This window comes from Streptomyces sp. NPDC060366 (assembly GCF_042725135.1).
Taxonomy (GTDB): domain Bacteria; phylum Actinomycetota; class Actinomycetes; order Streptomycetales; family Streptomycetaceae; genus Streptomyces.
In genome coordinates, this window is record NZ_JBHXDC010000010.1 from 227,297 (window position 1) to 251,348 (window position 24,052).

General features: G+C 69.6%; 22 protein-coding genes. 12 read left to right on the forward strand and 10 right to left on the reverse strand.

Translation table 11 applies throughout. The features are described from left to right. The first annotated feature begins 246 nt into the window (after nucleotides 1-246). Nucleotides 247-399 (forward strand): hypothetical protein, encoded by a 153-nt coding sequence (locus ACFWHU_RS24695; RefSeq protein WP_385792679.1) that lies wholly within the window; start codon nucleotides 247-249, stop codon nucleotides 397-399. 531 nt (nucleotides 400-930) lie between these two features. On the opposite strand, the gene ACFWHU_RS24700 is transcribed toward ACFWHU_RS24695, so the two are convergent. The 5 genes from ACFWHU_RS24700 to ACFWHU_RS24720 all read right to left on the reverse strand — a co-directional run bounded on the left by ACFWHU_RS24700 (nucleotide 931) and on the right by ACFWHU_RS24720 (nucleotide 4,638). Further along, a complete protein-coding gene (locus ACFWHU_RS24700; protein WP_387227209.1) occupies nucleotides 931-2,154 on the reverse strand; it encodes a Clp protease N-terminal domain-containing protein in 1,224 nt (407 codons plus the stop codon). 223 nt (nucleotides 2,155-2,377) lie between these two features. Beyond that, nucleotides 2,378-2,665 carry a hypothetical protein gene (locus ACFWHU_RS24705; RefSeq protein WP_385792676.1) on the reverse strand — a complete coding sequence of 96 codons (288 nt, stop codon included), beginning with the start codon at nucleotides 2,663-2,665 and terminating at the stop codon, nucleotides 2,378-2,380. 31 nt (nucleotides 2,666-2,696) lie between these two features. Continuing rightward, nucleotides 2,697-3,014 carry a hypothetical protein gene (locus ACFWHU_RS24710; protein WP_387227211.1) on the reverse strand — a complete coding sequence of 106 codons (318 nt, stop codon included), beginning with the start codon at nucleotides 3,012-3,014 and terminating at the stop codon, nucleotides 2,697-2,699. 122 nt (nucleotides 3,015-3,136) lie between these two features. Continuing rightward, entirely contained in the window at nucleotides 3,137-3,931 is a 795-nt protein-coding gene (locus ACFWHU_RS24715; RefSeq protein WP_385792674.1) for an SDR family NAD(P)-dependent oxidoreductase, read from the reverse strand. 302 nt (nucleotides 3,932-4,233) lie between these two features. Continuing rightward, the gene (locus tag ACFWHU_RS24720; protein ID WP_385792673.1) at nucleotides 4,234-4,638 is read right to left on the reverse strand and encodes a PGPGW domain-containing protein; all 405 of its coding nucleotides are present in this window, start codon (nucleotides 4,636-4,638) and stop codon (nucleotides 4,234-4,236) included. Nucleotides 4,639-4,946: 308 nt separating this feature from the next. Between ACFWHU_RS24720 and ACFWHU_RS24725 the strand changes: the two genes are divergently transcribed. The 4 genes from ACFWHU_RS24725 (at nucleotide 4,947) to ACFWHU_RS24740 (ending at nucleotide 11,535) form a co-directional block, all read left to right on the forward strand. Next, a complete protein-coding gene (locus ACFWHU_RS24725; RefSeq protein ID WP_387227214.1) occupies nucleotides 4,947-5,318 on the forward strand; it encodes a VOC family protein in 372 nt (123 codons plus the stop codon). Nucleotides 5,319-5,459: 141 nt separating this feature from the next. Next, nucleotides 5,460-6,455 (forward strand): aldo/keto reductase, encoded by a 996-nt coding sequence (locus ACFWHU_RS24730; RefSeq protein WP_385792670.1) that lies wholly within the window; start codon nucleotides 5,460-5,462, stop codon nucleotides 6,453-6,455. Between the two features lie 392 nt (nucleotides 6,456-6,847). After that, entirely contained in the window at nucleotides 6,848-7,222 is a 375-nt protein-coding gene (locus ACFWHU_RS24735) for a CU044_2847 family protein (protein ID WP_387227217.1), read from the forward strand. A 20-nt stretch (nucleotides 7,223-7,242) separates the two neighbouring features. Continuing rightward, nucleotides 7,243-11,535, forward strand: coding sequence for a trypsin-like peptidase domain-containing protein (locus ACFWHU_RS24740; protein ID WP_387227219.1), 4,293 nt, complete (start codon nucleotides 7,243-7,245; stop codon nucleotides 11,533-11,535). A 132-nt stretch (nucleotides 11,536-11,667) separates the two neighbouring features. On the opposite strand, the gene ACFWHU_RS24745 is transcribed toward ACFWHU_RS24740, so the two are convergent. After that, the gene (locus ACFWHU_RS24745) at nucleotides 11,668-12,375 is read right to left on the reverse strand and encodes a MarR family winged helix-turn-helix transcriptional regulator (RefSeq protein ID WP_387227221.1); all 708 of its coding nucleotides are present in this window, start codon (nucleotides 12,373-12,375) and stop codon (nucleotides 11,668-11,670) included. A gap of 251 nt (nucleotides 12,376-12,626) precedes the next feature. Between ACFWHU_RS24745 and ACFWHU_RS24750 the strand changes: the two genes are divergently transcribed. Beyond that, nucleotides 12,627-13,607: an aldo/keto reductase gene (locus ACFWHU_RS24750; RefSeq protein ID WP_387227223.1), complete on the forward strand. Its 981-nt coding sequence runs from the start codon at nucleotides 12,627-12,629 to the stop codon at nucleotides 13,605-13,607. Between the two features lie 86 nt (nucleotides 13,608-13,693). Continuing rightward, nucleotides 13,694-14,785, forward strand: a complete 1,092-nt coding sequence (locus ACFWHU_RS24755) for a Gfo/Idh/MocA family protein (RefSeq protein ID WP_387227226.1) — start codon at nucleotides 13,694-13,696, stop codon at nucleotides 14,783-14,785. Nucleotides 14,786-14,954: 169 nt separating this feature from the next. Here ACFWHU_RS24755 and ACFWHU_RS24760 read toward each other — a convergent pair whose 3' ends face one another. Continuing rightward, nucleotides 14,955-15,401, reverse strand: a complete 447-nt coding sequence (locus ACFWHU_RS24760; protein ID WP_385792663.1) for a nitroreductase family deazaflavin-dependent oxidoreductase — start codon at nucleotides 15,399-15,401, stop codon at nucleotides 14,955-14,957. Nucleotides 15,402-15,742: 341 nt separating this feature from the next. Here ACFWHU_RS24760 and ACFWHU_RS24765 point away from each other — a divergent pair, with 341 nt between their 5' ends. Continuing rightward, complete coding sequence (locus ACFWHU_RS24765) at nucleotides 15,743-15,979, forward strand: RNA polymerase sigma factor (protein ID WP_387227227.1); 237 nt, start codon at nucleotides 15,743-15,745, stop codon at nucleotides 15,977-15,979. A 92-nt stretch (nucleotides 15,980-16,071) separates the two neighbouring features. Here ACFWHU_RS24765 and ACFWHU_RS24770 read toward each other — a convergent pair whose 3' ends face one another. Further along, entirely contained in the window at nucleotides 16,072-17,106 is a 1,035-nt protein-coding gene (locus tag ACFWHU_RS24770) for a sporulation protein (protein ID WP_385792661.1), read from the reverse strand. Nucleotides 17,107-17,344: 238 nt separating this feature from the next. Between ACFWHU_RS24770 and ACFWHU_RS24775 the strand changes: the two genes are divergently transcribed. Continuing rightward, entirely contained in the window at nucleotides 17,345-17,608 is a 264-nt protein-coding gene (locus ACFWHU_RS24775; RefSeq protein ID WP_385792660.1) for a GlsB/YeaQ/YmgE family stress response membrane protein, read from the forward strand. 99 nt (nucleotides 17,609-17,707) lie between these two features. Here the strand turns inward: ACFWHU_RS24775 and ACFWHU_RS24780 are convergent, their stop codons facing one another. Beyond that, on the reverse strand, nucleotides 17,708-19,069 hold the full coding sequence (locus tag ACFWHU_RS24780) for a glycoside hydrolase family 18 protein (RefSeq protein WP_387227230.1): 1,362 nt from the start codon (nucleotides 19,067-19,069) through the stop codon (nucleotides 17,708-17,710). 217 nt (nucleotides 19,070-19,286) lie between these two features. Next, a complete protein-coding gene (locus tag ACFWHU_RS24785) occupies nucleotides 19,287-20,012 on the reverse strand; it encodes an alpha/beta fold hydrolase (protein WP_387227232.1) in 726 nt (241 codons plus the stop codon). A 116-nt stretch (nucleotides 20,013-20,128) separates the two neighbouring features. Here ACFWHU_RS24785 and ACFWHU_RS24790 point away from each other — a divergent pair, with 116 nt between their 5' ends. From ACFWHU_RS24790 to ACFWHU_RS24800, 3 genes are all read left to right on the forward strand, one after another. Beyond that, nucleotides 20,129-20,677 (forward strand): TetR/AcrR family transcriptional regulator, encoded by a 549-nt coding sequence (locus ACFWHU_RS24790; protein ID WP_387227235.1) that lies wholly within the window; start codon nucleotides 20,129-20,131, stop codon nucleotides 20,675-20,677. A gap of 298 nt (nucleotides 20,678-20,975) precedes the next feature. Next, nucleotides 20,976-23,750 carry a class III lanthionine synthetase LanKC gene (gene lanKC / locus ACFWHU_RS24795; protein ID WP_387227236.1) on the forward strand — a complete coding sequence of 925 codons (2,775 nt, stop codon included), beginning with the start codon at nucleotides 20,976-20,978 and terminating at the stop codon, nucleotides 23,748-23,750. Between the two features lie 35 nt (nucleotides 23,751-23,785). Continuing rightward, a complete protein-coding gene (locus ACFWHU_RS24800) occupies nucleotides 23,786-23,914 on the forward strand; it encodes a SapB/AmfS family lanthipeptide (protein WP_023536623.1) in 129 nt (42 codons plus the stop codon). Nucleotides 23,915-24,052 lie beyond the last annotated feature (138 nt).

Below are 24,052 nucleotides of genomic sequence, written 5' to 3' on the forward strand. Positions count from 1 at the left end.
CGATCAGTAGCCGGATCGGATAGTCGCGCCCGGCCAGCTGGTCACCTGCCGCACCGTTAGGGGTCGGGCGGGCGGAGTCGCCCGGCGCGTAGCGCTCGCCGACGCGCCTACGAGGGGCAACGGCGGTGCGGTGGCCCCGTTGACGGCGGCCCGGCAGAACGCCTCCAGGGCGGTCTCGCCGCCTGCGCCCAACTCCGGCTGGTCCGGGTTGCCGAAACGCAGTGCGAGATCTGCCTAACCGGCTTCTTGAGTGCCGACTCCGGCATCGAGGAAGCTGTGCGCGCCGGGCACGACAGCTGCGGAACGCTGCCCGGCACGCGGATCACGACCCTGGTCCTCACCCTCCAGGTGCTCGTGGAGCGACAGATGACCGGCTCCAGGACGCCGAGACAGAGATGAGGAGGCGGCTCGGGGCGGGCTCACCAGCGGTTCACTCGGTTGGGGCTCGACAGCGTCGCCCGGTGTGCCCGCTCCGATCCGCCACCATGGTCGTCGCTGTGCCGAGCGGATACGCACGGGGTGCCTTGAGGGGGGCGCGTTGACGAGTCGGCCGCACGGATGCCCGCCCCTCGGGGCCGGTGACCGGCGTGATTCGCATACGGGGGGCCTGGTCGGCGCGGCGCGGCGCGGAGCGGAGCGGCTTGGGGCGGATCCGCCCCAACCTCGTGTTGGCGCAGTTGAAGGGCGCGCCCGGCCGGCACACCCGTACGGCGGGTCGGCGGCGGTGGAGCGGCAGACCCGTGCGATGCGCCGCCGCGACGCCGACACCGTCCGAGAGGCGGCCCTGCGCCGTGCCCGCACGGAACGAGGGGCACAGGCAGCAGGGCCAGCGGCCGTGGTCCACGGCGTCAGCGGTCTCGCGGCGCATCCGCCTTCGCGGTCACGCCGCCGGGCTCATGGTCTCCTCTGTGATGGGGGACCGCTGCGGCCTCAGGCAGCTCGTGCCGCTCCTCCTGGGACCTGGAGCTCCGGCTCCGCCCGCAGCCCGGCGACGTCCACACCGCTCTCGGTCAGAACACGCTCGATCTCCGCCGCGGACTCCGCGTTCGTCCCGGTCTTGTCCAACAGCGCGGCCAGCAGGTGGGTCGTGCCGACCGTGGGCGAGTCCTGGGCGGAGGCGGTGAGCTGAGTGACGTGCAGGAGACGCCGGTCGAAGTCGGCGGTGCCGTCGACCTCCGCGGGCTCCTCCTCGGCGACCCCGGTGGAGGGAAGCAGCACTCGGGCGACAGCATCCTGCCGTGCGCCGTATCGGCGCAGGAGTTCCGCCCCCCGGTTCGCTCCCGTCAACTGCTCGGGCAGCTCACGCCGCGACACGCTCAACGACCGGTCCAGCGCCAGGATGCCCAGCAGCACATCGACGGGTTCCGTCTTCGGCGCCCCGCGCCGTACCGCACTCCGTTGTGCCTCCGAGCGCACCACACCCACGACCGCGGAGCCGAACCCCGCGCCGCCCCCGAAGACCCAGGCGGTGAACTTCCGGGTCAGCGGATTACCGCTCTTCCCGAACGTCCCCGCCTTGCGCAGCACCAACACCGTGCCGGACTCAGGTGCTTCGTCGCTGCCCCGCAACGCGTCGAGCGCGGTCGCGGCGGCGGGGACGTCCAGCTTCTCCACCTGCATGGCCTCGCGGGCACGCGTATCAGGCAGCTCGACCAGTGCGCGCGCCACATGGCTGACACGCACCGAAAGGGTGCCCTCCTCCCGTGCGGCCTCCAGCGCCTTGCCCAGGCAGGATCGCAACGCACCGGTCATCGGCGGGAGTTCAATGCTTTCCTGCTCCTCGTCCTTCTTCTTCCGATTCTTCCAGCGCAGCCTCTTGGCCTCCTCCTGCCTGACCTCCCGCCACAACGCGTCGATCTCCCGCTCGTCGTCCGGGGCTCCCTCTGCGCCGTCACCCGCGTCGTCACTGACCCACACGGATGTCCCCCGGCACCCGATCGAACCAGCGAGCGAGCCTGAGGCCCTCATTCCGGGGGCGATCGCGGAACCCGCGGCCGAGTCACCCGACACGAGCGCGTTCAGCAGGCTCTCCGTACCGACGTCCTCGCGTTCCTCCTTGGCCACCTTGCTCATCGTCTCCAGCAACAGCTGGACGACGTCCCTCTCGAACTCGGTGGTCGCGCCGGCGTTCCGGTCGGACGTTCGCTGATCCATCGGGCCTCCCTCTCTGCGTGGTGGTACCTGCTGAGAAGGACGCCAGCGAGGGCTCTCCGGCTCCGCTTCGGCCGACCGATCTTGCTTCCGGTCCGAATGGCTCAGTTTTTTCCGTCTGCCGGACGAGGCTTTGGAGGCCCAACGGGATAGCTCTGGCGGACATGCTGTCAGCACACAGCGCTCCGGCGGACCGAGTCCTCTCCGGAGCGCCAGGGTGGCGGAGTCAGCAGAACCAGCCGTTCTGGACCCAGCCCCGGCGGTTGATGTCGCCGTAGGCGAAGCCGTAGACCCACTCTCCGCCCGCCTGTTCGACGAGGAAGGTCTGACCGCGGAACAGGGTGCCCATCCAGGCTCCGTGGGGGGCGGTGACCCGGACTGCGAGGTCTTGGGCGCAGACGGTTTCGCGTTGCCCCGCGGTGCCGTTGGCCGCGGTGGCGGGGTTGGTGGTCAGGGCGGCCATGGCGGCGGTCAGGGCCAGGATGAGGGTGATGCGCCTGCTGGTGCGGGTCATGGGCGGTCCTTCGCGGGTGTGAGTTGCGGGGTCACCAGGATCCGAAACCGCCCAGGCATTCCTGCCTGACGAAGCCCCAGTCGTTGGGGCCGAAGTCGAAGGTGGCAGCCCACCCGTTGTAGACGGGGTGGGCGCCGCGGGTGTGTCCGACCTTGTCGCCGCGCGGGAGGGTCCGTTTGAGTCCGACCGGTCCGGAGGAGCTGTCGTAGTTCGCGTAGAAGCTGGCGCTGTCGCAGACGATGACGGCGTGTTCCGGCACGGTCGGCTCCGCCTGGGCGGAGCCGGTGGAGATCAGGGCGAGGGCAGCGGTCAGGGACAGCGCGATACCCAAGCTTCGTGTCGTGGCCATGACAGTCATGATGGAGTAAGCCCGCCGTCCCGTCGAGAGGGACCGGCATAGTGCTCGCGTACGGCGGGCCGGCGAAGCCGGAGGTGTCCCTGGGGCGTGACTCGCTGTTATGGCCGTGAGGTTCAGACGGTCTTGAGCTGGCCGCCGTTGACAGCGAATTCGGAGCCGGTGATGTTCGCGGCTCGCGGTGAGGCGAGGAAGGCGGTCAGGTCGGCGACTTCGCGGGCCTCGGTGAAGCGCCCGGTGGAGATGCCCATGTTGCGGGGCACGACCTCGTCGACGGCTTCCTGAGCAGTGGTGCCGGCCGCGGACGCTGCGGCATCGGCGAAACCGCCCGGGGCAGTCCAGAAAGGAGTGCGGACAGGGCCGGGAGCGACAGCGTTGACGCGTACGCCGCGGGGTGCGAACTCCTCGGAAAGGCACTTGGTCAGACAGGCCAGGCCGGCCTTGGCCGCCGAGTAGTCCACGACCATGGGGAACGGGAGACGGGCGTTGATGGAGGTGATGTTGACGATTGAGCCATTGCCGGTTTTGAGCAGATGGGGCAGTGCTGCCCGGCTGGCACGGACTGCGCAGAACAGGTTGAGGTCGAAGACGTGCTGCCACTCGGCATCGTCCACGTCCAGGAAGCCGGAACGGGGACCGCCGACTCCTACGTTGTTGACCAGAATGTCGATCGTCCCGTGCTGGTCGACAGCATGCTGCACGAGTGAGGCCGGCCCCTCTGGCTGAGACAGGTCGACGTTGACGACGGTGACGTCGTAGGTGCCACGCAGGGCTTCGAGCTCGGATGTGGTGGTGCGACTGCCGGCAATGACGCGTACGCCTTCACGACCGAACGCCTCGACGATGGCCAGGCCGATGCCCTTGCTGGCCCCGGTGACGACGGCGACCTTACCGCTCAACTGGAGATCCATCAGGCATCCTTCCCCGGAATGATCAACTATGGCGAACGTATGGGAAGACTCCGAAGTTGGCCCCTGCTCCGCAGCCAGAGGGGTGATAGCTCAAGCCGGGCGGCCGCGCATGTCGGCTGACGGGGCTTCTCCGGACAAGTTCCGCAAGAGGCGCACCTGACGCTTGGCCTACCGGCGCATCTCTCGCACAAGGACGGTCACCGTTCCGTTCCCGGCTTCGCCATGCCTGCCGGGGGAAGCCCCGACAAGCCGCCTGCACGGTGCCGGCCCGTCGCCGCCGTGGCCGCCCCCTCCGCCGGCTGCTAACTGCGGCGGCTGCCACGCGTCGTGCGGTAGCTGTACACCAACAGGGCGACGAGGAGCAGACTCGACAGAATCAACCCGGCACCGGTGGGCCAGCCACCGAAGGGCAATTCAGGCATCAGGCCCCAGAACAGGCCGGCCGCCAGGAGGGCCGCCGCGGTGAGGGCGGCTCCGGTGATCCGAAGCGCGGAGGCGACGCTTTCCCTGGCCGCGCGCATGGCGCGCTCCCGTACCGGGTCGACGTAGCGAGCCGCGGCAGGGAACTGATCAGAGAGGACCAGCAGCCCAGCGAGTACGAGCAGCAGGCCCGGCCCGGGCAGAACGAGCAGTGCGATACCGATGAGTACCAGCGCCACTCCTGCTACGAGCGCGAGCGCTCGGCGTAGAGGGGTTTGTCTGTGCACCTCACTCACCTTCTGGTCTCTCCGGTCCCAAAACGCTTTCTGTCGGAGTCGTTCGTAGAGTGTCCGGCCGGCGAGGGTGATCGTAATCGAAGTGGTCCTCCCACTCCTGGAGCTTGGCACTGAAGAGGTTGACGTCGTTGATGACCTGCCTTGCAGGAATTGTTGGTGGCACATACCAGCGTGCCGGCGGCGTCCCGTCGATCTGTACGCCTGAGGAGCCACTGTGGCGGCCTCTGCCCCACTCATCCGTGGGCAGCCGTCTCTAGGATGTTCATTGTGGAAGTCCGGTCGCCGACCCCGGAGGTGTCATGCCCCTGCAGATGAAGCTGAGCGCGATAACACTCGACTGCCCTGATCCGTTGGCCCTGGCGGCGTTCTATCAGCAGGCCACCGGCCTCGAACCCCACTTGAAGTCGGACGGCGACTTCGCGGCTCTCAACCGTGAAGACGGCGTCTTCATCGGTTTTCAGCGCGTCGACGGCTACCGGGCTCCGCGCTGGCCCGAGCAGACGGTTCCCCAACAGCTGCACCTCTGCTTCGATGTCCTGGATCTCGACGAGGCCGAGGCCCGGCTACTGGAGCTGGGCGCGGGCAAGCCGGACCACCAGCCTCATGACGCGACCAAGGCGCGCGTTCTCACTGATCCGGCTGGTCATCCCTTCTGCATTTGCCGAGACTGACCGGGGGCAGGGGACTTGCCGACACATGATCCGGCCCCAGCCGCACGTGCCGACAGACCCCGGACGTCTCTCTTCAGCGGGGCCTTTCCAGCCTCCGTACGGCTTGAACTGCAAGGCCGGTGCCGACCAGTGAGGAGTTTCATGCGTGCTGAGGACTTGGTTCCGCTGGGCCGGACCGGTCTGACGGTCAGCCGGCTCGGTCTCGGGCTGGCCTCCATCGGGGGACTCTTCCGGTCCGTGCCCCAGGAACAGGCTCTGGCGACCGTCCGCCGTGCGAGAGAGCTCGGCGTACGGCTGTTCGACACCGCGCCCGTCTACGGGTACGGGCTCTCCGAAACCCGTACCGGCACAGCCCTGCGCGACGAACCGCGCGACGCGTATGTGCTGTGCACCAAGGTCGGGCGGCTCGTCGAACCGGGCGGACCGGACACTCAGCCGATCTGGGCCGATCCGCCCCCGGGCCTCGGCGTACGCCTGGACTACTCCCACAAGGGCGTCGTCCGTTCGCTGAAGGAGAGCCTGGAGCGGCTGGGCCTGGACAGAGTCGACGTGCTCCACATCCACGACCCCGAGCAGGACTTCCCCCGCTCCGTCGGCGACGCCTACCACGCACTGGACGACCTGCGTCGCGCCGGTGTCATCCGCGCCGTGTCGCTCGGCGTGAACCACGCCGACGTCGCCGCGCGTTTCCTCCGCGAGGTTCCCGCGCCCGGCCTCGACTGTGTGATGCTTGCCGGGCGATGGACCCTTCTCGACCAGTCAGGCCTCAACGAACTGCTGCCCCTGTGCCAAGAACGCGGCGTGGCGGTCCTGGCCGCCGGTGTCCTTCAGGGCGGACTACTCGCCGACCCCGGGCCGGGCGCACCGCACGGGCAGGAGAACCTCGCGCCGGCGTTGGCGGCCCGGCTGAGAACCATCCACGAGGTGTGCGCACGCCACGGAGTCCCCCCGAGGGCGGCCGCGCTGCAATTCCCTTTCGGACACCCCGCCGTGACCGCCATCGTCGTGGGAGCCCGCTCACCGGAAGAGATCGAGGAGTCGGCCACCCTGCTCGCACGCCCCATCCCCGCCCGGCTGTGGTCGGACCTGAGAGAAGCGGACGTGATTCCGGCTTCCTGGCACCCGGCCGACCTGTGACCACCTGACGCTCGCAGAGCAATCCCGGACCCGACGGATGGTCGCCCCGGCCGACTGCTGGCCAACACCCTGTGTCGGCCCTGACGAGCCTCAGGATCAGTCGGAGATCGCTGTCGGGTTGCTCGGACGCTCCAAGCGCCACCTGGACGGCACTGAACTTCACGTCGTCCACGTTGAAGACAGGCGAGGCTCAGCGGACCTGGCGTGAGTACCCGTGCTTCCCCATTGGTGATCCCCGGGTGCGTATCGGCTCCAGGTCCCGCCGAGCGGCCGGGCAAGTTGACGCGGTGGTACCGGAGTTGGGGAGAGGCGGTTCGCGCCCTTCTCAACCTGCCTTCACGCAGGGCCCGTTACGATCACCGCACCCTGTGCCGGAGTGAAGGAGAACTGTCATGACCAATCGTCCTGTGCACACCGTTGAAGTGCCGTTGAACGATGGTGGCGACGATGTGGTGCGGGTGCAGATTCGCGAGGTGGACGAGAGTCTCATCCGGGTCGGTCGCGGTGGCCGGACCGTGGCGCGGGCCGAGCGGTCGCTTGGGCAGATGCTGGACACGGTGCGGCCCGTGGCGGAGAGCTTCGTGGGGCGGTTCCGCGGGATGGTGAACCCGCCGGACGAGCTGACTCTCGAATTCGGCGTCTCCCTGTCCGCCGAGGCGGATGTCGTGATCGCCAGCACCGCGACAGCGGCCAACTTCGCCGTCACCCTGACCTGGAACAGAAGTGACCGCGCGGACGCCAACGGCAATACTGGGCAGGTGAGTTGACCCAAGGGGCGGAGGACGGGGTGACGGCTGCGGGGAGGGGCGCGGGGGCCGGGTCACGGAGCCCCGAGGAGGCACTGGCCGCTGCCGTGGTCCGGGTCAAGGGCCTCGACGGTGAACTCGCGGGCGCCGGGTTTCTCGTCGCCCCGCAAATGGTGTTGACCTGCGCCCACGTGGTGAACGACGCCCTCGACCGGCCCCGCGAGGAGGAGGTGGCGGCGGGCACCGAGGTCTTCGTCGATCTGCCCTTCGCCGAGGGCGGCGGCGCGGCGGAGGTCGAGCGCTGGGTGCCGGTAAGGGCGGACCAGACCGGCGATATCGCGGTCCTCCGGCTGCGTACGGCGATCCCCGGGGCCCGCCCGGTGAACATGGCCGACACCGAACGGGTGTGGGGCCACGACGTACGCGTGCCGGGCTTCCCGCGCCGTTCCCCGGGCGGGGTCTGGCACCACGGACGGCTGCGCGGTGGCACCGCCGAGGGCTGGGTCCAGCTGTCGCAGGCGGATCCGCACGGCATACCCGTCGAGAAGGGGTTCAGCGGCAGCCCGGTCTGGGACGAACAGTTGCGGGCCGTGACCGGCATGGTCGTCGTGGTCCAGCCCGGCGGGGTCCAGCAGAGCTTTCTGATACCCACCCGCACGCTGGTCGCCGAACTGCCCGAACTGGCGCCTGTGGTCCGCCCCGCGTCGCCGTTCCGCGGCCTGTCCACCTTCCAAGAGGCCGACGCGGACGTCTACTTCGGGCGGCAGGACGACATCGACGACGTCACCGCCCTGCTCGTCGGCTCTCACCCATGTGTCACCCTCGTCGGTCCCTCCGGCTGCGGCAAGTCCTCACTCGTCCGCGCGGGCGTGGCGCCGCAGATGCGCGAGCGGGGCCATGTCGTCCTGGTGGTGCGCCCCGGTGAGGGCACCTCTCTGCGGGCGGCGCTCGCCTCGGAGCTCGTTACCGCCGTACGTCCCCGGCTGCGCGGAGCCGCGAGGGCACAGGAGGTGCGGCAGCTGGAGGATCTCCTCGCGGAGCGCGGTCTCATGGACGCCCTGCGCATGACCGGCGGTGAGGGGGAGCGGCGGCTGCTCGTCCTGCTCGATCAAGGTGAGGAGCTGCTCGCCGGACCGGACCGCGAGGTCGAGGAGGCCGTCAGACTGCTGTTTCCCGCGCACCAGCCTGACGGACTGCGGGTGTGCGTCACCCTCAGGTCGGACTTCACGGACACGGCCCTCAATCATCCGCTGCTCGGCCCGGCACTCGGCCGCGGCCAGGTGCGGCTGCTCGCTCCGATGTCCCGTGCACAGCTGGAGCAGGTGATCCGCAGCCCGCTCGAGGTCACACCTGCCGTGACGTACGACGACGGGCTCGTTGAGCGGATGCTCGACGACGCGGGGGACGGCCCCGGCGCGCTGCCACTGCTCGGCTTCGTCTTGGCGCAGCTGTGGGACGGGCAGGCCGCGGGACGGCTGAGATTCGATACGTACCGTGAAGTCGGCGGCGTTCAGGGTGCGTTGGGGCGGTACGCCGAGACCGTCTGGCGGCAGTGCGTCCGCGAGGCCGACGAGACGGAGGCCATGCGGCTGCTCACCGATCTCGTCCGGTTCCTGCCCGGCGGCGAGGCTCCGATACGCAACGCCCTGAGCCGGGAGGAGGCCGGTGCGGGGCGGTGGCGGATCGCGGCCGCGCTCGCCGAGCGGCGGCTGCTCGTACTGCGCGGCGGTGACGGGGAGGCCGCGACCGTCGAACTCGCCCACGAGGCACTGATCGGCGCCTGGAAGCGGCTTGAGGCGCGGGTACGGCAGGACCGGAAGTTCCTGGCCTGGCGGGCGGAGCTGCGGCACGACGTGGAGCGTGGGCAGCTCCTGGAGCGTGAGCGGCTCACGGAGGCGGAACAGTGGGCGGCCCTTCGGGGGCCCGAACTGAGCGACACGGAACGGCAGTTCATCGACCGCTCGGCCAGGAGGCGGGCGGCGCAGGAGGAGCGTGTCCGGCGGCGGGTGCGGCAGAAGCGGTGGTTCATCGGCGGACTCGCAGTCCTGACGGTGCTCGCGGTGGTCGCCTCCGGGCTCTTCTTGTTGCGTAACGCGGAGCTGGACGGGCAACTGCGGCGGGCGGCGTCCGAGCAATTGGCGGTGCGAGCCGAGCAACTCGACGATGTGTCGATGGTGACGTCGGCGCTGCTCTCGGGGGCGGCGTATCGGACGGCTCAGGAACCGGAGGCCCGCAGCGCGTTGATCAGGCAGTATCTGCGGCTGCGGCACGTGGAGCGGGTCGTGTGGGACAACCACGCTCCCGTCCGTGATGTCGCGATGAGCGAGGACGGCAGGCGGATCAATGTCGGCATGACCTCCGGAGACGCCGCCGGTCTGACGCTCGGCACGGATGAGGTGCACGAGCGCGGTCTGCCGACAGGATCGAGGATCGTCACGCTCTCGCCTGACGGGCGCATCTCCGCGCGGGCGTCCGTCAACGGGAAGGTGTCCCTGGGAATCTCCACGGAAGCCGGGGCCGGGGGCGACTGGCGCACGGTGGTCCTGCGGGACGGTGACGCCGTACGGGAGAACGCTCGTGCCGCCGTCGACCTCCGCTTCGACGGCACCGGGCGCAGAGTGCTCGCGGCACTGCCCGGCGAAGGGGTCCTGGCCTGGGAGTCCGAGAGCGGCCGGCGCGTGGGCAAGACGCTGCGCGCACCGGAGGGATGGGAGACGGCCGAGGCGTGGTTCGGTCCCGAGGGAACAGTGATCGGCCGGATCACTCAGGAAGGCGCGGCCGAAGGGGCCGAGGGTCGCCTGGTTCGCTGGAGCCTCGGCAACGGCCGACCGGACTCTGCCGTGTGGGGAACGGACCGGACCGGCGCCGTCACGGTGAGCGGCGACGGCCGGACGCTCGTGCGGTGCACCCCGGAAGGGCTCCTGGAGTCCTGGGACCTGACCGGTGGGCCGAAAGTGCGCCATCAGTACAGCACGCGGGAACTGGGCCTCGTCTGCCCGCTGTTCGTGCCACGCCTGGACCGGTCCGGTCGCTTCCTCATCAACCCGGTGCAGCGCTTCGGTACCTCGTTCGGCAGGTTCCGGTTCCTGGTCCTGGACCTGGTCGAGGGGCGCCCTGCCACCCTTGACCTGCCCGCGCCCGCACAGCAGGACGAGACATTCACCGGCAGCTCGCAGATGCCCGCCGTGGCACTCACCGGGCCGCCTGAGAAGCTCCGGGCCGCGGTCGGTGTCGGGGCGACGGTGATGGTGGCGCGTGTTCCGGAACCGTCCACGTTCGACGGCGCGATGCTCACCGCCCGGATCAGGACCGTGGACGCAGACCACAACCGCGTCATCAGCGTCGACGCCGACGGCAAAGGGCTGCGGCTGTGGGACCTGCGTACGCACAAAATGCTGGCGGCGGTGCGGCCGTCCCGTCCGCTGGCCGGCCTGTACAGCGCCTACAGCCCGGACGGCAGACGGGTCCTCACGCCGGCGGAGGACGGCCGCACCGTCCTCGTCTGGGAGATGGGCGGGAGCACGCTGAAAGAGCTGGACCGGATCGATCTGCCACGACCGCCGAACATCGACCCCACAGGCCCGGACCCGCGCTCCGGGCGCACACCGGCGTGGGTCAACATCACCTTCGACGGCCCGGACCATGTGGTGATCTCGGCATTGTCGTACGTCGTGCGATGGGACCTTGCGCGGGGCCGGGAAGCGGGTACGGCCTACCGGCCCAGGGCCCAGGAGTCGGTCGAGGTCTCGTTCGCGGCCGCCGGCACATGGGCGGTGGCGCGCCCGGGTCACGGGCAGGCGGCGGTACGCACACCCGCCGGGAAATACGACATCGTGATCTGGGACTTCGAAGAAGGCCGGGAGGCCGATTCGATCGACCTCAAGGGGCCCGGCGCCGTCAAGCAGTTGGGCTTCGACCCGACGGGACGGCTCCTTGCGGTGCTGACCTATGACGGCGGCGTACGGGTGTGGGACATGGACAAGGAGGGCGAGGAGAGGTGGCTCGAGCCGCTGGCGTATCAGGGTGTCCAGTGGCTCGGCGCCTTCGCCTCGGAGTCCACCCTGAGCACCCAGAGCACGCTGAACGAGTACACCACCTGGGATGTTCGCAGTGGCATCGAGCGCTATCACTTCACACCGGGGTACGACGCCACCGCCGATCTGACCGAGGACGGCGAGTTCATGGGTCTGGTGGACGGGTCGGCAGGCCACATCCTCGAACTGGATCCGGAGAAATGGCTGGAGAAACTGTGCGTGGTGGCGGGGCGTGGCCTCTCGCCGGGGGAGAAGTCTCTGGCTCCGCCGGGAAGCAGGACGGATCAGGTCTGCGACTGATCCGGCATATGAAAGGCGGGTCGTCGGGGTCCGAGCACCGCACATCGACCGCGATGACCGCCGCCGCCGCGAACCAGGCGTCGCGGCCGTACTACGACCGGTCGGGCGGGCCCGGAGCGGGGCTCGGGTGCGTCATGGACCGTGGACGTCTCCTGGGGGGCTGTCAGTTGTCGGCCCACCGGCTTCCGTGTCCGGGGGCGTGCGAGTCGGGGCTAATGTCTCGGGAGTGGTCGGCGCCGCAGAGGCCGCGTCGAGTTTCCCTCGCTTGATCGCGGCATCGACCGCGGCGCCGATGCGGCGCAGTGTCGACAGTTCGTGAGGCTCGAGCTCGTCCATCAGATACTCGCGGACCGCGGCGACGTGTCCTGGTGCCGCTGCCACGACCTCCTCGAAACCGGCCTCGGTCAGTGTCGTGTTGGTGCGTCTGCCGGGGCCGGGGATCCGGGCCCGTGCGAGCAGCCCGCGCTTCTCCAACCGGCCGACGACATGCGACAAGCGTGACAGCGATGCCGACGTTCGCGCCGCCAGATCGCTCATCTGGAGGGTGCGCGCCGGCTCCTCGGACAGGACCGAGAGCACCATGTACTCGAAGAAGGTCAGCCGGGTCTCGCGCTGCATCCGTGCGTCCAGGGCGGCCGGCAAGCTGATCATGATCGCGGAGTTGGCGAGCCACGCCTCCCGCTCCTCGCTGCTCAGCCATCGCGTCGCGGCAGCCGGTCCGGTGGGCTCCGCCGCACCAGCCCCTTCTGCTTCTACGGCAGGTGCGGGCTCGCCGGCTGCCGGCTCTTCCCGCGCCCGGCCGCGGCGTCGCCCCTTGCCTCCCGCTGTGGTGTCTGACATGGGTCAACAGTAGCAAGTTGTTGACGCTTCAAGTCGAAGGGTGTAGATGTTGACGCATCAAGTTCGCGTCGATCTCAGGAGCACCCGACATGCCTAGACAGTTCGCCCGGTATCCGGCGCCGTCCGCGCACTGGGGATGCGGTACGCCACCGACGCGGCACCACGACTGAAAGCCATGGTTCGGCCGTCTCAAAGCCGGTCCGCGCATCGATGTGCCGACCGGCACACAAAATCCAGGAAAGGACTGTCGAATGCAGGTCACGTCGCTGGGCGGGCTCGAGGTCTCACGCATCGGACTCGGGGCGATGGGTATGTCGGCGTTCTACACGGGCGCCGGACGTGAGGACGCCGAGTCGATCCGCACGATTCATCGCGCTCTGGACCTCGGCGTCACGCACCTGGACACCGCAGAGGTGTACGGGCCCTACGTGAACGAGGAACTGGTGGGTCGCGCGATCAAGGACCGCCGGGACGAGGTCGTGCTCGCCACCAAGTTCGGCCTCGTCTCCCACACCGGGCGACCGGGCCCGGACAGCACCCCCGCCAACGTCCGAGCCGCCGTCGAGGGCTCGCTGCGGCGGCTGGGAACCGGTCACATCGACCTGTACTACCAGCACCGGGTCGACCCCGGCACCCCCATCGAGGAGACGGTGGGAGCGTTGAGTGAGTTGGTGGCGGCGGGCAAGGTGCGCCACATCGGACTGTCGGAGGCGTCCGCGGCGACGATCCGCCGGGCGCACGCCGTTCATCCGGTGTCCGCCGTCCAGAGCGAATACTCGCTGTGGACCCGCGACCCTGAAGCGGACGTGCTCCCCACACTGCGTGAACTCGGGATCGGACTGGTTCCCTACTCGCCGCTGGGGCACGGCTTCCTCACCGGTGACATCCGCACCCTCGACGGCCTGGACGCCGCCGACTGGCGGCGCACCAATCCCCGTTTCACCGGGGACAACCTCACGCGCAACCTGCGCATCGTCGACGAGGTGAGCGAGATCGCCGCCGACGTCGGAGCGACGCCCGCCCAGGTCGCTCTGGCCTGGCTGCTCGCACAAGGAGAAGGCATCGCGCCCATTCCGGGAACGAAGCGTGTCGACCGGCTCGAGGAGAACAGCGCCGCCGACAGCATCCGGCTCACCCCCGGCCACCTCGCCCGTCTGAAGGATCTGGCGCCGGCGTCCGGCGCTCGCCACGCGGAGCCCGACATGGCCGTGATCGAACCAGTGACCCAGTGACCCGGTGACCCGGTGACTCAGTGACGACCCTCGCGGCACGGATCGGCCGTGCCGCGATCGAAGACCAATGAATGGAGCTGGACAGCGTGCGGAGCAACATGATTCGTGTCGGCATCATCGGAGCCGATACGAAAGCGAGCTGGGCGGGGGCATCCCACATTCCCGCACTCGCGGCGCAGCCGCAGTTCTCCCTGGAGGCCGTGGCGACCCGGCACGAAGAGAGCGCACGCCGCGCCGCCGAGACCTTCGGTGCCAAGAGGTGGTTCGCGGACCCCTACGAGCTCATCGGCGACCCTTCGATCGACCTCGTCACGGTCGCGGTGAAGGTCCCGGCCCACCGCGAACTCGTGCTCGCCGCCCTGGCGGCGGACAAGGCCGTGTACTCGGAGTCCCCGCTGGGCACGACCGTGGCGGAGGCGGAGGAGATGGCCGACGCGGCCGGTTCGCTGCACACCGCGATCGGTCTGCAGGGCCGGCTCAATCCGTCGGTACGTCGCGCGGCGGAGATCATCGCGCAGGGCCGGCTCGGGCGACCGCTCTCGGCGCGGGTCACCGCGACGACATTCGGAAACGGCCCGGAGTCGGTGAGCACCTACGAGTACTTCGACAAGGCGGCGGCCGGTGCCGGCTTCCTGACGATCGCGGTCGGCCACGTTCTGGATGTGATCGAGGCGGTGCTCGGTGACATCACCGAAATCGATGCCCGCACGGAACTCCTGTGGCCGGAGGTCAAGCTGGTCGACACCGGCACGACGACCGTCCGGGAGGTCCCGGATCACCTCGACGCCATCATGAAGACCTCGTCGGGCGCCCCGGTGGGAGTGCAGATCCTGGCCGGCGTGCCTGTGCCGGACGCCCGATTCAGTATGGAGGTCCGTGGATCGGACGGCTGGCTGAAGCTGACCGGCAGTCACCCCGCGGGCGTTCAGGTCGGCGACCTCGTGCTGTCGTCGAGCGTGGACTTCGCGGTACCGGACAGCCCCGTCGCCACCGGCACCGGACCCACTGCCGCCGAGATCTGGACGGGTGCGTCCATCAATGTGGGCGAGGTGTACTCCAGTCTTGCCCGCGACATCGCGAACGGGACCCACCACACCCCGGGGTTCAAGCACGCCGCCCACAACAGCCGCCTGATCGCCCGGGTCGGCCGGGCCGCGCAGACCGGTGTCCGTCAGTGACTCACCGGCGAAGACCCCGTCGGCGGCCGTCGGCCCGGTCCTCGATGTCCCGCCAAGTCGATCCGGCGCCGGGGGAGTTGAAGGAGCCGCCTGTGGTGCCCTCCCGGCCGGGCGGCGCGCAGGAGCGGGCGGTGGGAGGGAACGACAGGCGGCGGGGCGGTTGTCGGGGTCAGTCCTGGGGAGTGAGCAGGACGATCGGGATTTCGCGGTCGGTCTTCTGCGCGTACTCGTCGTACAACGGGAAGATGCCCGCCATCTGGAGCCAGAGCGGCTCACGTTCGGCCGGGGACGCGACCCGGGCGCGAGCGGTGAACCGACGGCCGCCGACCTGCACCCCGACGCTCGGCTCCGCCTGGAGGTTCTTGAACCACGCAGGGTCCTCGTCGGCACCACCTTTGGAGGCGACGACGACGAAGTCCTCGCCCGCGGTGCCGTAGATCAGGCACGTGCGGCGCGCGGTGCCGGTCCTGCGTCCGGTCGTGGCGAGCACGAGCGTGTAGACGCCGTTCGATTCGTGTCCCTCGGTGCCACCCGAGGCCAGATACGTACGGGTCTGCTCAGCGACCCAGTCCCACTGCGAATCGGTGGCGTGGTCAAGGTCATCGGCGACAGCCATGACAGGCGGTCCTTTCTGGAAGGGAAGTCTGGATTCGGAACGTGCTGACCGGCGATCCACTTCAGTTGAGCTTCTCGACCAGTCCGATGATGATGCCGTCGGGGCCGCGGACGTGCAGTACCGGGGATGTCACCAACGGCGAAGTGCCTCCCGTGTCACGCGGCCGGCCGTGGCCGCTCGTGCCCCCGGGACGGAGCGGGCGCGACGTTCTCGACACAACGACCTCTGTGACGACGGTCGCATCTCCCGCCGGGTGCGGCGCGGCGTGGGGACGGGCCGGCCGCAGCCGCGTGCGGCGACCCAGACGCCTTCGCGGAGCTGTTCGACGCCACGCGCGCGTCGTGTACAACCGCACCTTCCGGCTGACGGCTGACTGGTCCGTCGAGGAGGACGTCATGTCGGGGACGTTCGTGGCGGCTTGGCGTACGCGGGAGAGGACGGACGCGGACGGTGGGTCGCTGCGTCCGTGGCTGCTGGGCGTCGCCACCAACGTGGCGCCCGCAACCACACGCGCAGCAGCTGGCGTTACCGCGCCGCGGCCGGACGGCATCAAGCAGATGCCCACTCCGGCGAGCTGAACACCGGCGCCCGGACGGGGCGCGGGCGGCTCCATGGCCCCCGCACCCCACCGGTGGACGCGCGAGCCCGGTACGCCCGCCGCCGCCCCACCTCAGCCCTCGTCGCCCTCTTCCTCCTCCTCGTCCCCCTCGAAGAAGTCGCCCACTTCGTCTACCACTTCGGCGGCGACCATCCCACCGACGACTCCCACCGCGAGGCCCGCGGCGCCCGCGGCGACGACGGTGCCCATACCAGGACCGGAGCGGTGACCGCCGTGTTCGCCGTGCCCGTGCCCGCCGTGTCCGTGGTCATCCTTGTCCGCGTACCCGCCGTGGGCGTCGCCGTGGCCGAACCCGCTGTGGGTGCCGTACGAGGCCCGGTGCTCGACGAGTTGGCGCACCCACGCGTCGACTTCCGTGTTCCAGTCCTGCTGAGTGACGTCACTGTGGCTCACGGTGTGGCTGGTGAGCGCGTCATGGCCGCCCAAGAAGAGACCGCCGCGCTTGTCGGCCTCCAACACCACCTCCATGCCGCCGGGATGGGCGAGGAAGGTCACCTCGATCTCATTCACGGCGTGCGCGTACCGCGCGGCCGGTGAGAGCTCGATCTCCTGGTAGAACGGCAGTTGCTGACCCGTGCCGCCGATTCGGCCGTACTCCAGATCCGCCGACCTGAAGTCGAAACCGAGCTGCCCCAGTGCCTCCAGGATCGCCTCCTGGGCCGGCAGCGGCCCCACCGCGAGCGGATCCAGATCGCCCTTGTCCTTCGCGCCGGCCACCGCCAGTTCGGTACGCAGTCCGAGCACGACCCCGAGCGGCTGGCCGTACAGCTCCGTGACCGGTGTCTCCCACGGCAGCGTCACGGAGAAGAGGACGCTGTGCTGCTCGCCCTCGGCGAGCCGGAAGCCGCCGCCGACCGTGAACCGGTCGAAGACGACGGTGCCCTCGTGTTCCGTGTCCTCGGTCTCCGCCTCGACCCGGGCGACGAGTTCGAGGGTGATCTGCTCGATGTCGAAGCTGGAGCTTCCACCCTTGAGGTGTACCTGGCCTCGCAGGGTCCCACCTGGCACCGCCACACCGGGGTCCAGGACCGTGTCCACCGTGGGACCGCCGACACCGAGTGAGCCGAGTAGCCGTTTGAACACCATCGTGGCGTTCACTCCTTCACATACGCGCGATTCGTGGCAGCGCGAACCGCCGAGTCCGGGTGCGACCAAGGTCTGGGCACCTCTACAAGTCTGTAGAACAATAGAGGTGGCACCTCGCGTGGACCTCGCATCCCGCCGGGTCGCCGGGAAAAGTCCGAAAAGCCTCTGCCCTTGACTGAACAGCGGTGCGGCGGGAAGACGAACCGACACATAACTCGCGTGCGACGGGAGAGACGACGTGGAGATCTCAGGCATCATCACCGCGGTCATCATCGGCATCATCATCGGCGTCCTGGGGCGGCTCGTCGTCCCCGGGCGCCAGCGCATCGGTGTTCTCTGGACCATCGCGGTCGGCATCGTGGCCGCTCTGATCGGTACGGCTCTCGCCTCGGCTCTCGGCGTCGGCGACACGGACGGTCCCGACTGGATCGAATGGCTCATCCAGATCGGCCTCGCCGCGGTCGGCGTCGTCGCTCTCGATCGCGCCAAGGCACGCCGCTGAGGCCGGGGTTCGCGAGGAGTGCGCGAGGGATCCCCGGTTGCGGTAACCGGGGATCCCTTGCCAGTGAACCGAGTTGGGGATTCTTCGATACTCAGACCATCAGCGGCGACCGAGGGTGCGGTCGACGGCCTTGATCAGCTCGCCGTCGGGGGTGTCCCCGTCCAGCGACCAGAACATCGCGCCGCCGAGTCCCTTGGCCCGGACATACGCCGACTTGGTTCGCAGTACCTGCGGGTCGTCGTACGTCCACAGCGTCTTGCCGTCGAACAGCCAGGCGTGGCCGTTCTTCGCGTCGCGGTGCACGGTGTACGCCCCCGAGTCCGCGAGCTTCTTCAGTGCCTTGTAGTCCTCGTTCCCGTTCGCCCAGGTGCCCGGGGCGGGGCCGGTCGCGGGCTGGCCCATGCCGGTGCCGCCGCCCGAGACGCCGGTCCAGCCCTGGCCGTAGAAGGGCATGCCGACCACGAGCTTGCGCGCCGGCGCGCCGCGCCGCAGCCAGTCGTTGACCGTCTGGCTGACGCTGAAGTCGTCGGGCTCGGCGAAGAGCGCGGACTGCTGGGCGGTCGTGGGCTCCCAGGTGCCGTGGAAGTCGTATCCCTGGAGGTTCACGAAGTCGAAGTCCCGCATGATCTTTGAGACTTCGAAACCCGCGTCGATCTTGGCCGGGGCCGTGGGGACGAACGCGGTCAGCTCGTAGTGCTTGCGCTTCGCGTGGCCCTTCCGGGACTTGGCGTACATGTCGAGTTGCTTGCGGAACTCCCGCACGAGCGCTGTGAAGTTCTTCTTGTCCTCGGGGCGGAACACGGTGCCGACATCGCCGGCGGAACCGGGCCACTCCCAGTCGAGGTCGATTCCGTCGAAGAGACCCGCAGCGGCTCCCGCGCCGCCGCGAGTGCCGTCGACGGGCAGATTGCCCTTGATGTAGAGGTCGATGCAGGAGGAGACCAGCGCACGGCGGGAGGCGGGAGTGAGTGCCGCGTCCGAGAAGTGCTTCGACCAGCTCCAACCTCCCAACGAGATCAGGACCTTGAGACCGGGATGCTTCGCCTTCAGCTCGCGCAGCTGATTGAAGTTGCCGGCGAGGCGCTGGTCGTCGGTGTCGGCCACGCCGTCGACGGAGCCGGCCGCGTCCAGCGGGCGCGCGTAGTCGGCCCAGGCGTCCGCCTCTCCCGGGGTGTTGCCGGTGAAGCACTTGCCTTCGGCGCTCACGTTCCCGAAGGCGTAGTTGATGTGGGTCAGCCTTGCTGCCGCCCCACTGGTGTCCATGTCCTTGACCTGGTAGTTCCGCCCGTAGACACCCCATTGGGCGAAGTAGCCGACCTGCTTGTACGAGCCGTGTGAGGGGTGCGAGCCGTGCTTGTCGCCGCGCGAGGCGGGGTCGGCGCCCGCGGAGGGGGCGAGGGTGGCCACAAGGCCGAGGGAGAGGGCGGCGATGGCCAGCCGGGAAAGGTTCTTTCGAGGCATGAGGCTCGTTTCCTGTGCGCGTGCCGGAAGGGAGCGGTGCGCACAGGAACGTATTGGTCTGGACCATTAACGTCAAGATGTGCGGCAGTTCTACCGCGGGTAAGTGTGCGTACGGAGCCAAACCGCCATTCCTGGCGGAACTCCGCCCCGTGCTCGCGCGCAAGGGGCGGACCCCGCGCCGCCTCATACGCGGCAACGCCCCCAAGCGCCGCGGTTCTCAGTCGGGGAGTGATGCCCAGAAGTGGCGCAGTGCGCCGGCGCCGCGTTCGGGGTCCTGGAGCATCCAGTAGTGGGTGAGGCCGTCCAGTTCCGTCAGTTGGGTCCTGAGCCGGGCGGTCATGTCGCGGTCCCGTGCGGGTTGGGCCCCGGGGTCGCCGGCCGGGGTCAGGATCAGTCCCCGGGCCGTGACGGGGCGGTCGAAGTCTCGGCCCCAGTCGGCGTGGAAGTTGGGCCAGGTCGAGCGGTAGAGCGCCAGGATGGCCGCGCTCATCTCCTCGTCGTGGATGTCGTCGACCTCCTTTGCCAGTTGGGGGCTCATGCCCCGCGGCTGGAGCATGTCGCCGAAGGTGTATCCGCCGCCGGTGGGCGACTTGCGCAGTCCGGCGAGCGACTCCTCGCCCTCAGGGCTCCGCTGCCACAGGGTGGCCGCCTCGTGCCACTGGTAGTCGGGGTGCCAGCCGTGGGCGACGTCGGACACCCAGCTGCGTACGGGTACGTCGTACGCGGAGACGACCCGCATCGCGAGGTGGCCGCCCCAGTCGTGGCCGACGATGTCGACCGGCCCGTCGACGGCGCGCAGTTGGTCGGCGAGCCAGGCCGCGTACGTTTCCTTGTCCCGTAGGCCGGCCGGGCGAGGACTGCCGAAGCCGGGCAGCCGAAGGGCCACGCTCGGCTGCTCGATCCGTTCCCGGATGTCGTTCCAGATGGTCGGTGTCTCCGGCACTCCGTGCGCGAACGCGACGGTCAGGGCTGCCCCCGGGGGAGAAGTGGATAAGCTATCGACTTCACCGTAGCACCCAAACTGATAACCTATCCACATCGCATCGTGAGGGAGGGAATGTGCGGGTCGACGCCGTGCGGAACAGGCAGAGGATCTTCGACGAGGCCCAACGTGCCGTCAGGGCGGGGGAGATCACGCTCACCCTCAACGAACTGGCGCGCCGGTCCGACGTGGGGGTCGGCACGGTCTACCGCCTCTTCCCGACCCGGCGCGCGATGCTCGAGGCCGTCCTGGAGGACTCGGTACGCGACCTCAGCGCCGCGGCGACCGAGGCGGAGCACCGCCCGGAGCCCGTCCAGGCCCTCGTCGACGTGCTCCACACGGCACTGCTGGCCGCGCTCGCCCGGCCCGGCCTCATCGACGTCCTGATCACCGCGACCGACGAGACGGACTCCTTGCGCCAGGCGAAGGCCGAACTGGCCGCTGTCACCTCCCGCTTGCTTGGCCGCATCCGCCCGGCCCCCGCCCTCACCGGCGAGAACCTGCTGAAACTCCTGTGCGGACTGATCCACGCCATCAACGAACACCCGGCGGGCCGACAGCCCGCCGCGATCGACGCCTACCTCGGCATCCTCCGGGCCGGCCTCACATCCAGCCCGGCCTCGTAGGCGCGACGGAAATGCTGGACTCCGGTTCGCGCGCGCCGTGTTGGGCGGCATTGTCCCTGTGCTGCCCGTCGGCCCGTCGTTCGTGCGGGCGGCGCGTTCGCGGGCGTGATCGGAGGGGTCGGGCCGCCGGAGGCGGAGCGGGCGTTCGGGTGTGGCCGCCTTCGCGGTGCCGGAAGGACGCTCGACGAAACACCCTTGTTACTCGTGCGTAATGCACGCCGTGTCGGTGACATCGGCGACTATGGGCCGCCCTCGGCACCGTGGCAACGTTGGCGTTGTCGCCGACGAGGGAGGGTGTGTGAACAAGGGTTACGCCGTGTTCTGCGATGCGGACCGGCAATTCTACGACTCGCCGCACCACCTTTCCCCGGCTGATGAACCGACCGGAACCGCCGAATCGGCGGCCTCCGAATCAACGGGCACCGCCATATCGACAGGCAATGCCAAAGCACCGGGCGCCGCCGAATCTGCGGGCACCTCCTCGCCCAGGACGGGCGAGTGGTACGAGGCCGCCCGGCGCCCCGTGCCCGACGGATGGCAGCGTCATCACAGCGGTGACTGGCTGGCTTTCCGTCCGGTGGAGCACGAACTCCCGGCCCAGGGCTGGAAGATTCATGTCTCAGCCTGTCTGGACAACGCCGAGTCGATTCTCGACCGGACGATGGCCTACTGCGTCGACCGTCGCATCGCTTTCAAATTCGTGCCGAGCAGATATCTGCTGCATACGCGGAACGCCAAATACGCCGACCGCGGCGCCAGCGGAAAATTCATCACCATCTACCCGGCGGACGACGAGCAGTTCGGGCGCATTGCCGGTGAACTCGACGCACTGCTGGCCGGCGAGCCCGGCCCGTACATCCTGAGCGACCTCCGGTGGAACGCCGGCCCCGTCCACGTCCGCTACGGCAGCTTCACGCGTCGGGACTGCTACGCCGGCGGCATGCTGCGCCCGGCGATCGAGAACGCCGAGGGCAAGCTTGTACCCGATCCCCGCGGCCCCGTCTTCCGGACGCCCGACTGGATCACCCCGCCCGACGTCCTGCGGCCCCATCTCGAAGCGCGCGCCGCGACGACCGTCGAGGCGTCGCCGTACGTCGTCGAACAGGCCCTGCACTTCTCCAACGGCGGTGGTGTGTACGTCGGCCGCGACAGCAGGACCGGCGCGAAGGTGGTCCTCAAGGAGGCCAGGCCGCACGCCGGTCTGGCGGCGGACGGCGCCGACGCGGTGACCCGGCTCGCCCGGGAGCGGTACGCGCTGGAACAGCTGTCGGGGCTCGCCTGCACCCCGGAGGTCCTCGACGCGTTCGAGCTCGGTGGCCACCACTTCCTGGTGCTGGAGTTCATCGAGGGCAGACCCCTCAACACCTTCTTCGCCCGCAGACATCCGCTGATCGACGCGGACCCCGGCGCGGAGCGGCTCGCCGAATACACCGAGTGGGCGCTGCGCGTGTACGGGCTGGTGGAAGAGGCCGTCCAGGCGGTGCACGCACGCGGGATCGTCTTCAACGACCTGCACCTGTTCAACATCATGGTCTCCGAGGACGAGACCTCCGTCGTGCTGCTGGACTTCGAGGCCGCGGCGCCCGCCGCCGACAACGGGCGGCAGACCGTCGCCAATCCGGCGTTCGTCGCTCCTGCCGGCCGACGCGGATTCGACGTCGACCGCTACGCCCTCGCCTGTCTGCGCCTGGCCCTCTTCATACCGCTGACCAGCCTCTTCGCCATCGACCGTGGCAAGGCGGCGCATCTGGCGGAGGTGGTGGCACGGGAGTTCCCCGTCGACCGTGGCTTCCTGGACGCGGCGGTGGCGGAGATCGTGCGCGAGCCGGGCCGCGACACCAGCACCGGTATCGGTACCGGCATCGGTACGACCGTGGCGACCGGGCTCCGTATCCCGGTACCCGCCACGTCCGGCCCCTATCTGCCGGCCGAGCCGGCCGACTGGCCGTACAGCCGCGACTCCATGGTCCGCGCGATCCTGGCCTCCGCGACCCCCGAACGTGACGACCGCTACTTCCCGGGTGACATCGCCCAGTTCGCCACCACCGGCGGGGGTCTCTCCTTCGGATACGGCGCGGCCGGTGTCCTCTACGCCCTCGCCGAGAGCGGCGCCGACCCCTGCCCGCACGCCGAGGAATGGCTGCTGGAGCGGACCAAGCAGCCCGAGTCGGGCACCCCGCTGGGCTTCTACGACGGTCTCGCGGGCCTCAGTTGGACTCTGCACCGACTCGGCCATCCCCACCGTGCCCTGGAACTCGCCGAACTGACGCTCCGTCAATCCTGGGACGAGCTGCCCGCCGATCTGCACGGCGGCGCCGCCGGCCTGGGACTCGCGCTCGACTCTCTCGGCGCGGCGACCGGCGAGAGCGGACTGGCCGACGGGGCCATGCGCTGCGCACAGCTCGCCGCCCGTGCCATGGACGCGGCTCCCGGAGACACGGCCGCCGACGGCACGCGCCGGGCCGGGCTGCTGTACGGCGGCGCGGGCACGGCCCTCCTCTTCATCCGCCTGTACGAACGCACCGGCGACACCGCGCTGCTCGACCTCGCGGCCAAGGCGCTCCACAACGACCTCGACCGGTGCGTGCAGAGCGCGGGCGGCACGCTCCAGGTGGACGAGGGCTGGCGCACCATGCCCTACCTGGGCGCGGGCAGCGTCGGTATCGGGATGGTCCTCGACGACTATCTCGTCCACCGCGCCGACGAGCGATTCGCGCGGGCGCGCGGCGACATCGTGTGGGCGGCGCAGGCGACCTTCTACGCGCAGCCCGGACTCTTCCGCGGCGCGGCCGGCATGGTGCTCCACCTCAGCCGTACGTCGGCGACGGGCCCAGGCACCGAACCGGCCGACATCGCACGGCAGATGGACGCGCTCGCCTGGCACGCCCTGCCCTACCAGGGGCATCTCGCCTTCCCCGGAGAGCAGATGATGCGGCTCTCCATGGACCTCGCGACCGGCACCGCCGGTTGTCTGCTGGCAGTCGCCGCCGCCCACGCGGACGAACCCGCGCGACTGCCGTTCCTCCCGCCGCTGAAGAAGCGGCCCATGAACCGGCTCCTCCTGGAGTCGTGACCAGCACACCGTCCCCAAAAAAGAGAGGCACTGTCATGAACCTTCTTGACCTGCAGTCGATGGAGACCCCGAAGGAAGAGGCCACGGGCGACGTCGCCACCGGCAGCCGGGCGAGCCTGCTGCTCTGCGGTGACAGCAGCCTGAGCATCACCACCTGTAACTGACACCGCTGGTCGTCGGCAGGCCGATGACCTGTTGCAGCGCCGGACGGGCTTCCGAGCCCGTCCGGCGCTCGCGGGCGTCCGTCCGTACACGTACGTCCTGCGCGACGCGCGCACATCTCGCACGTACACGCGGCGCGC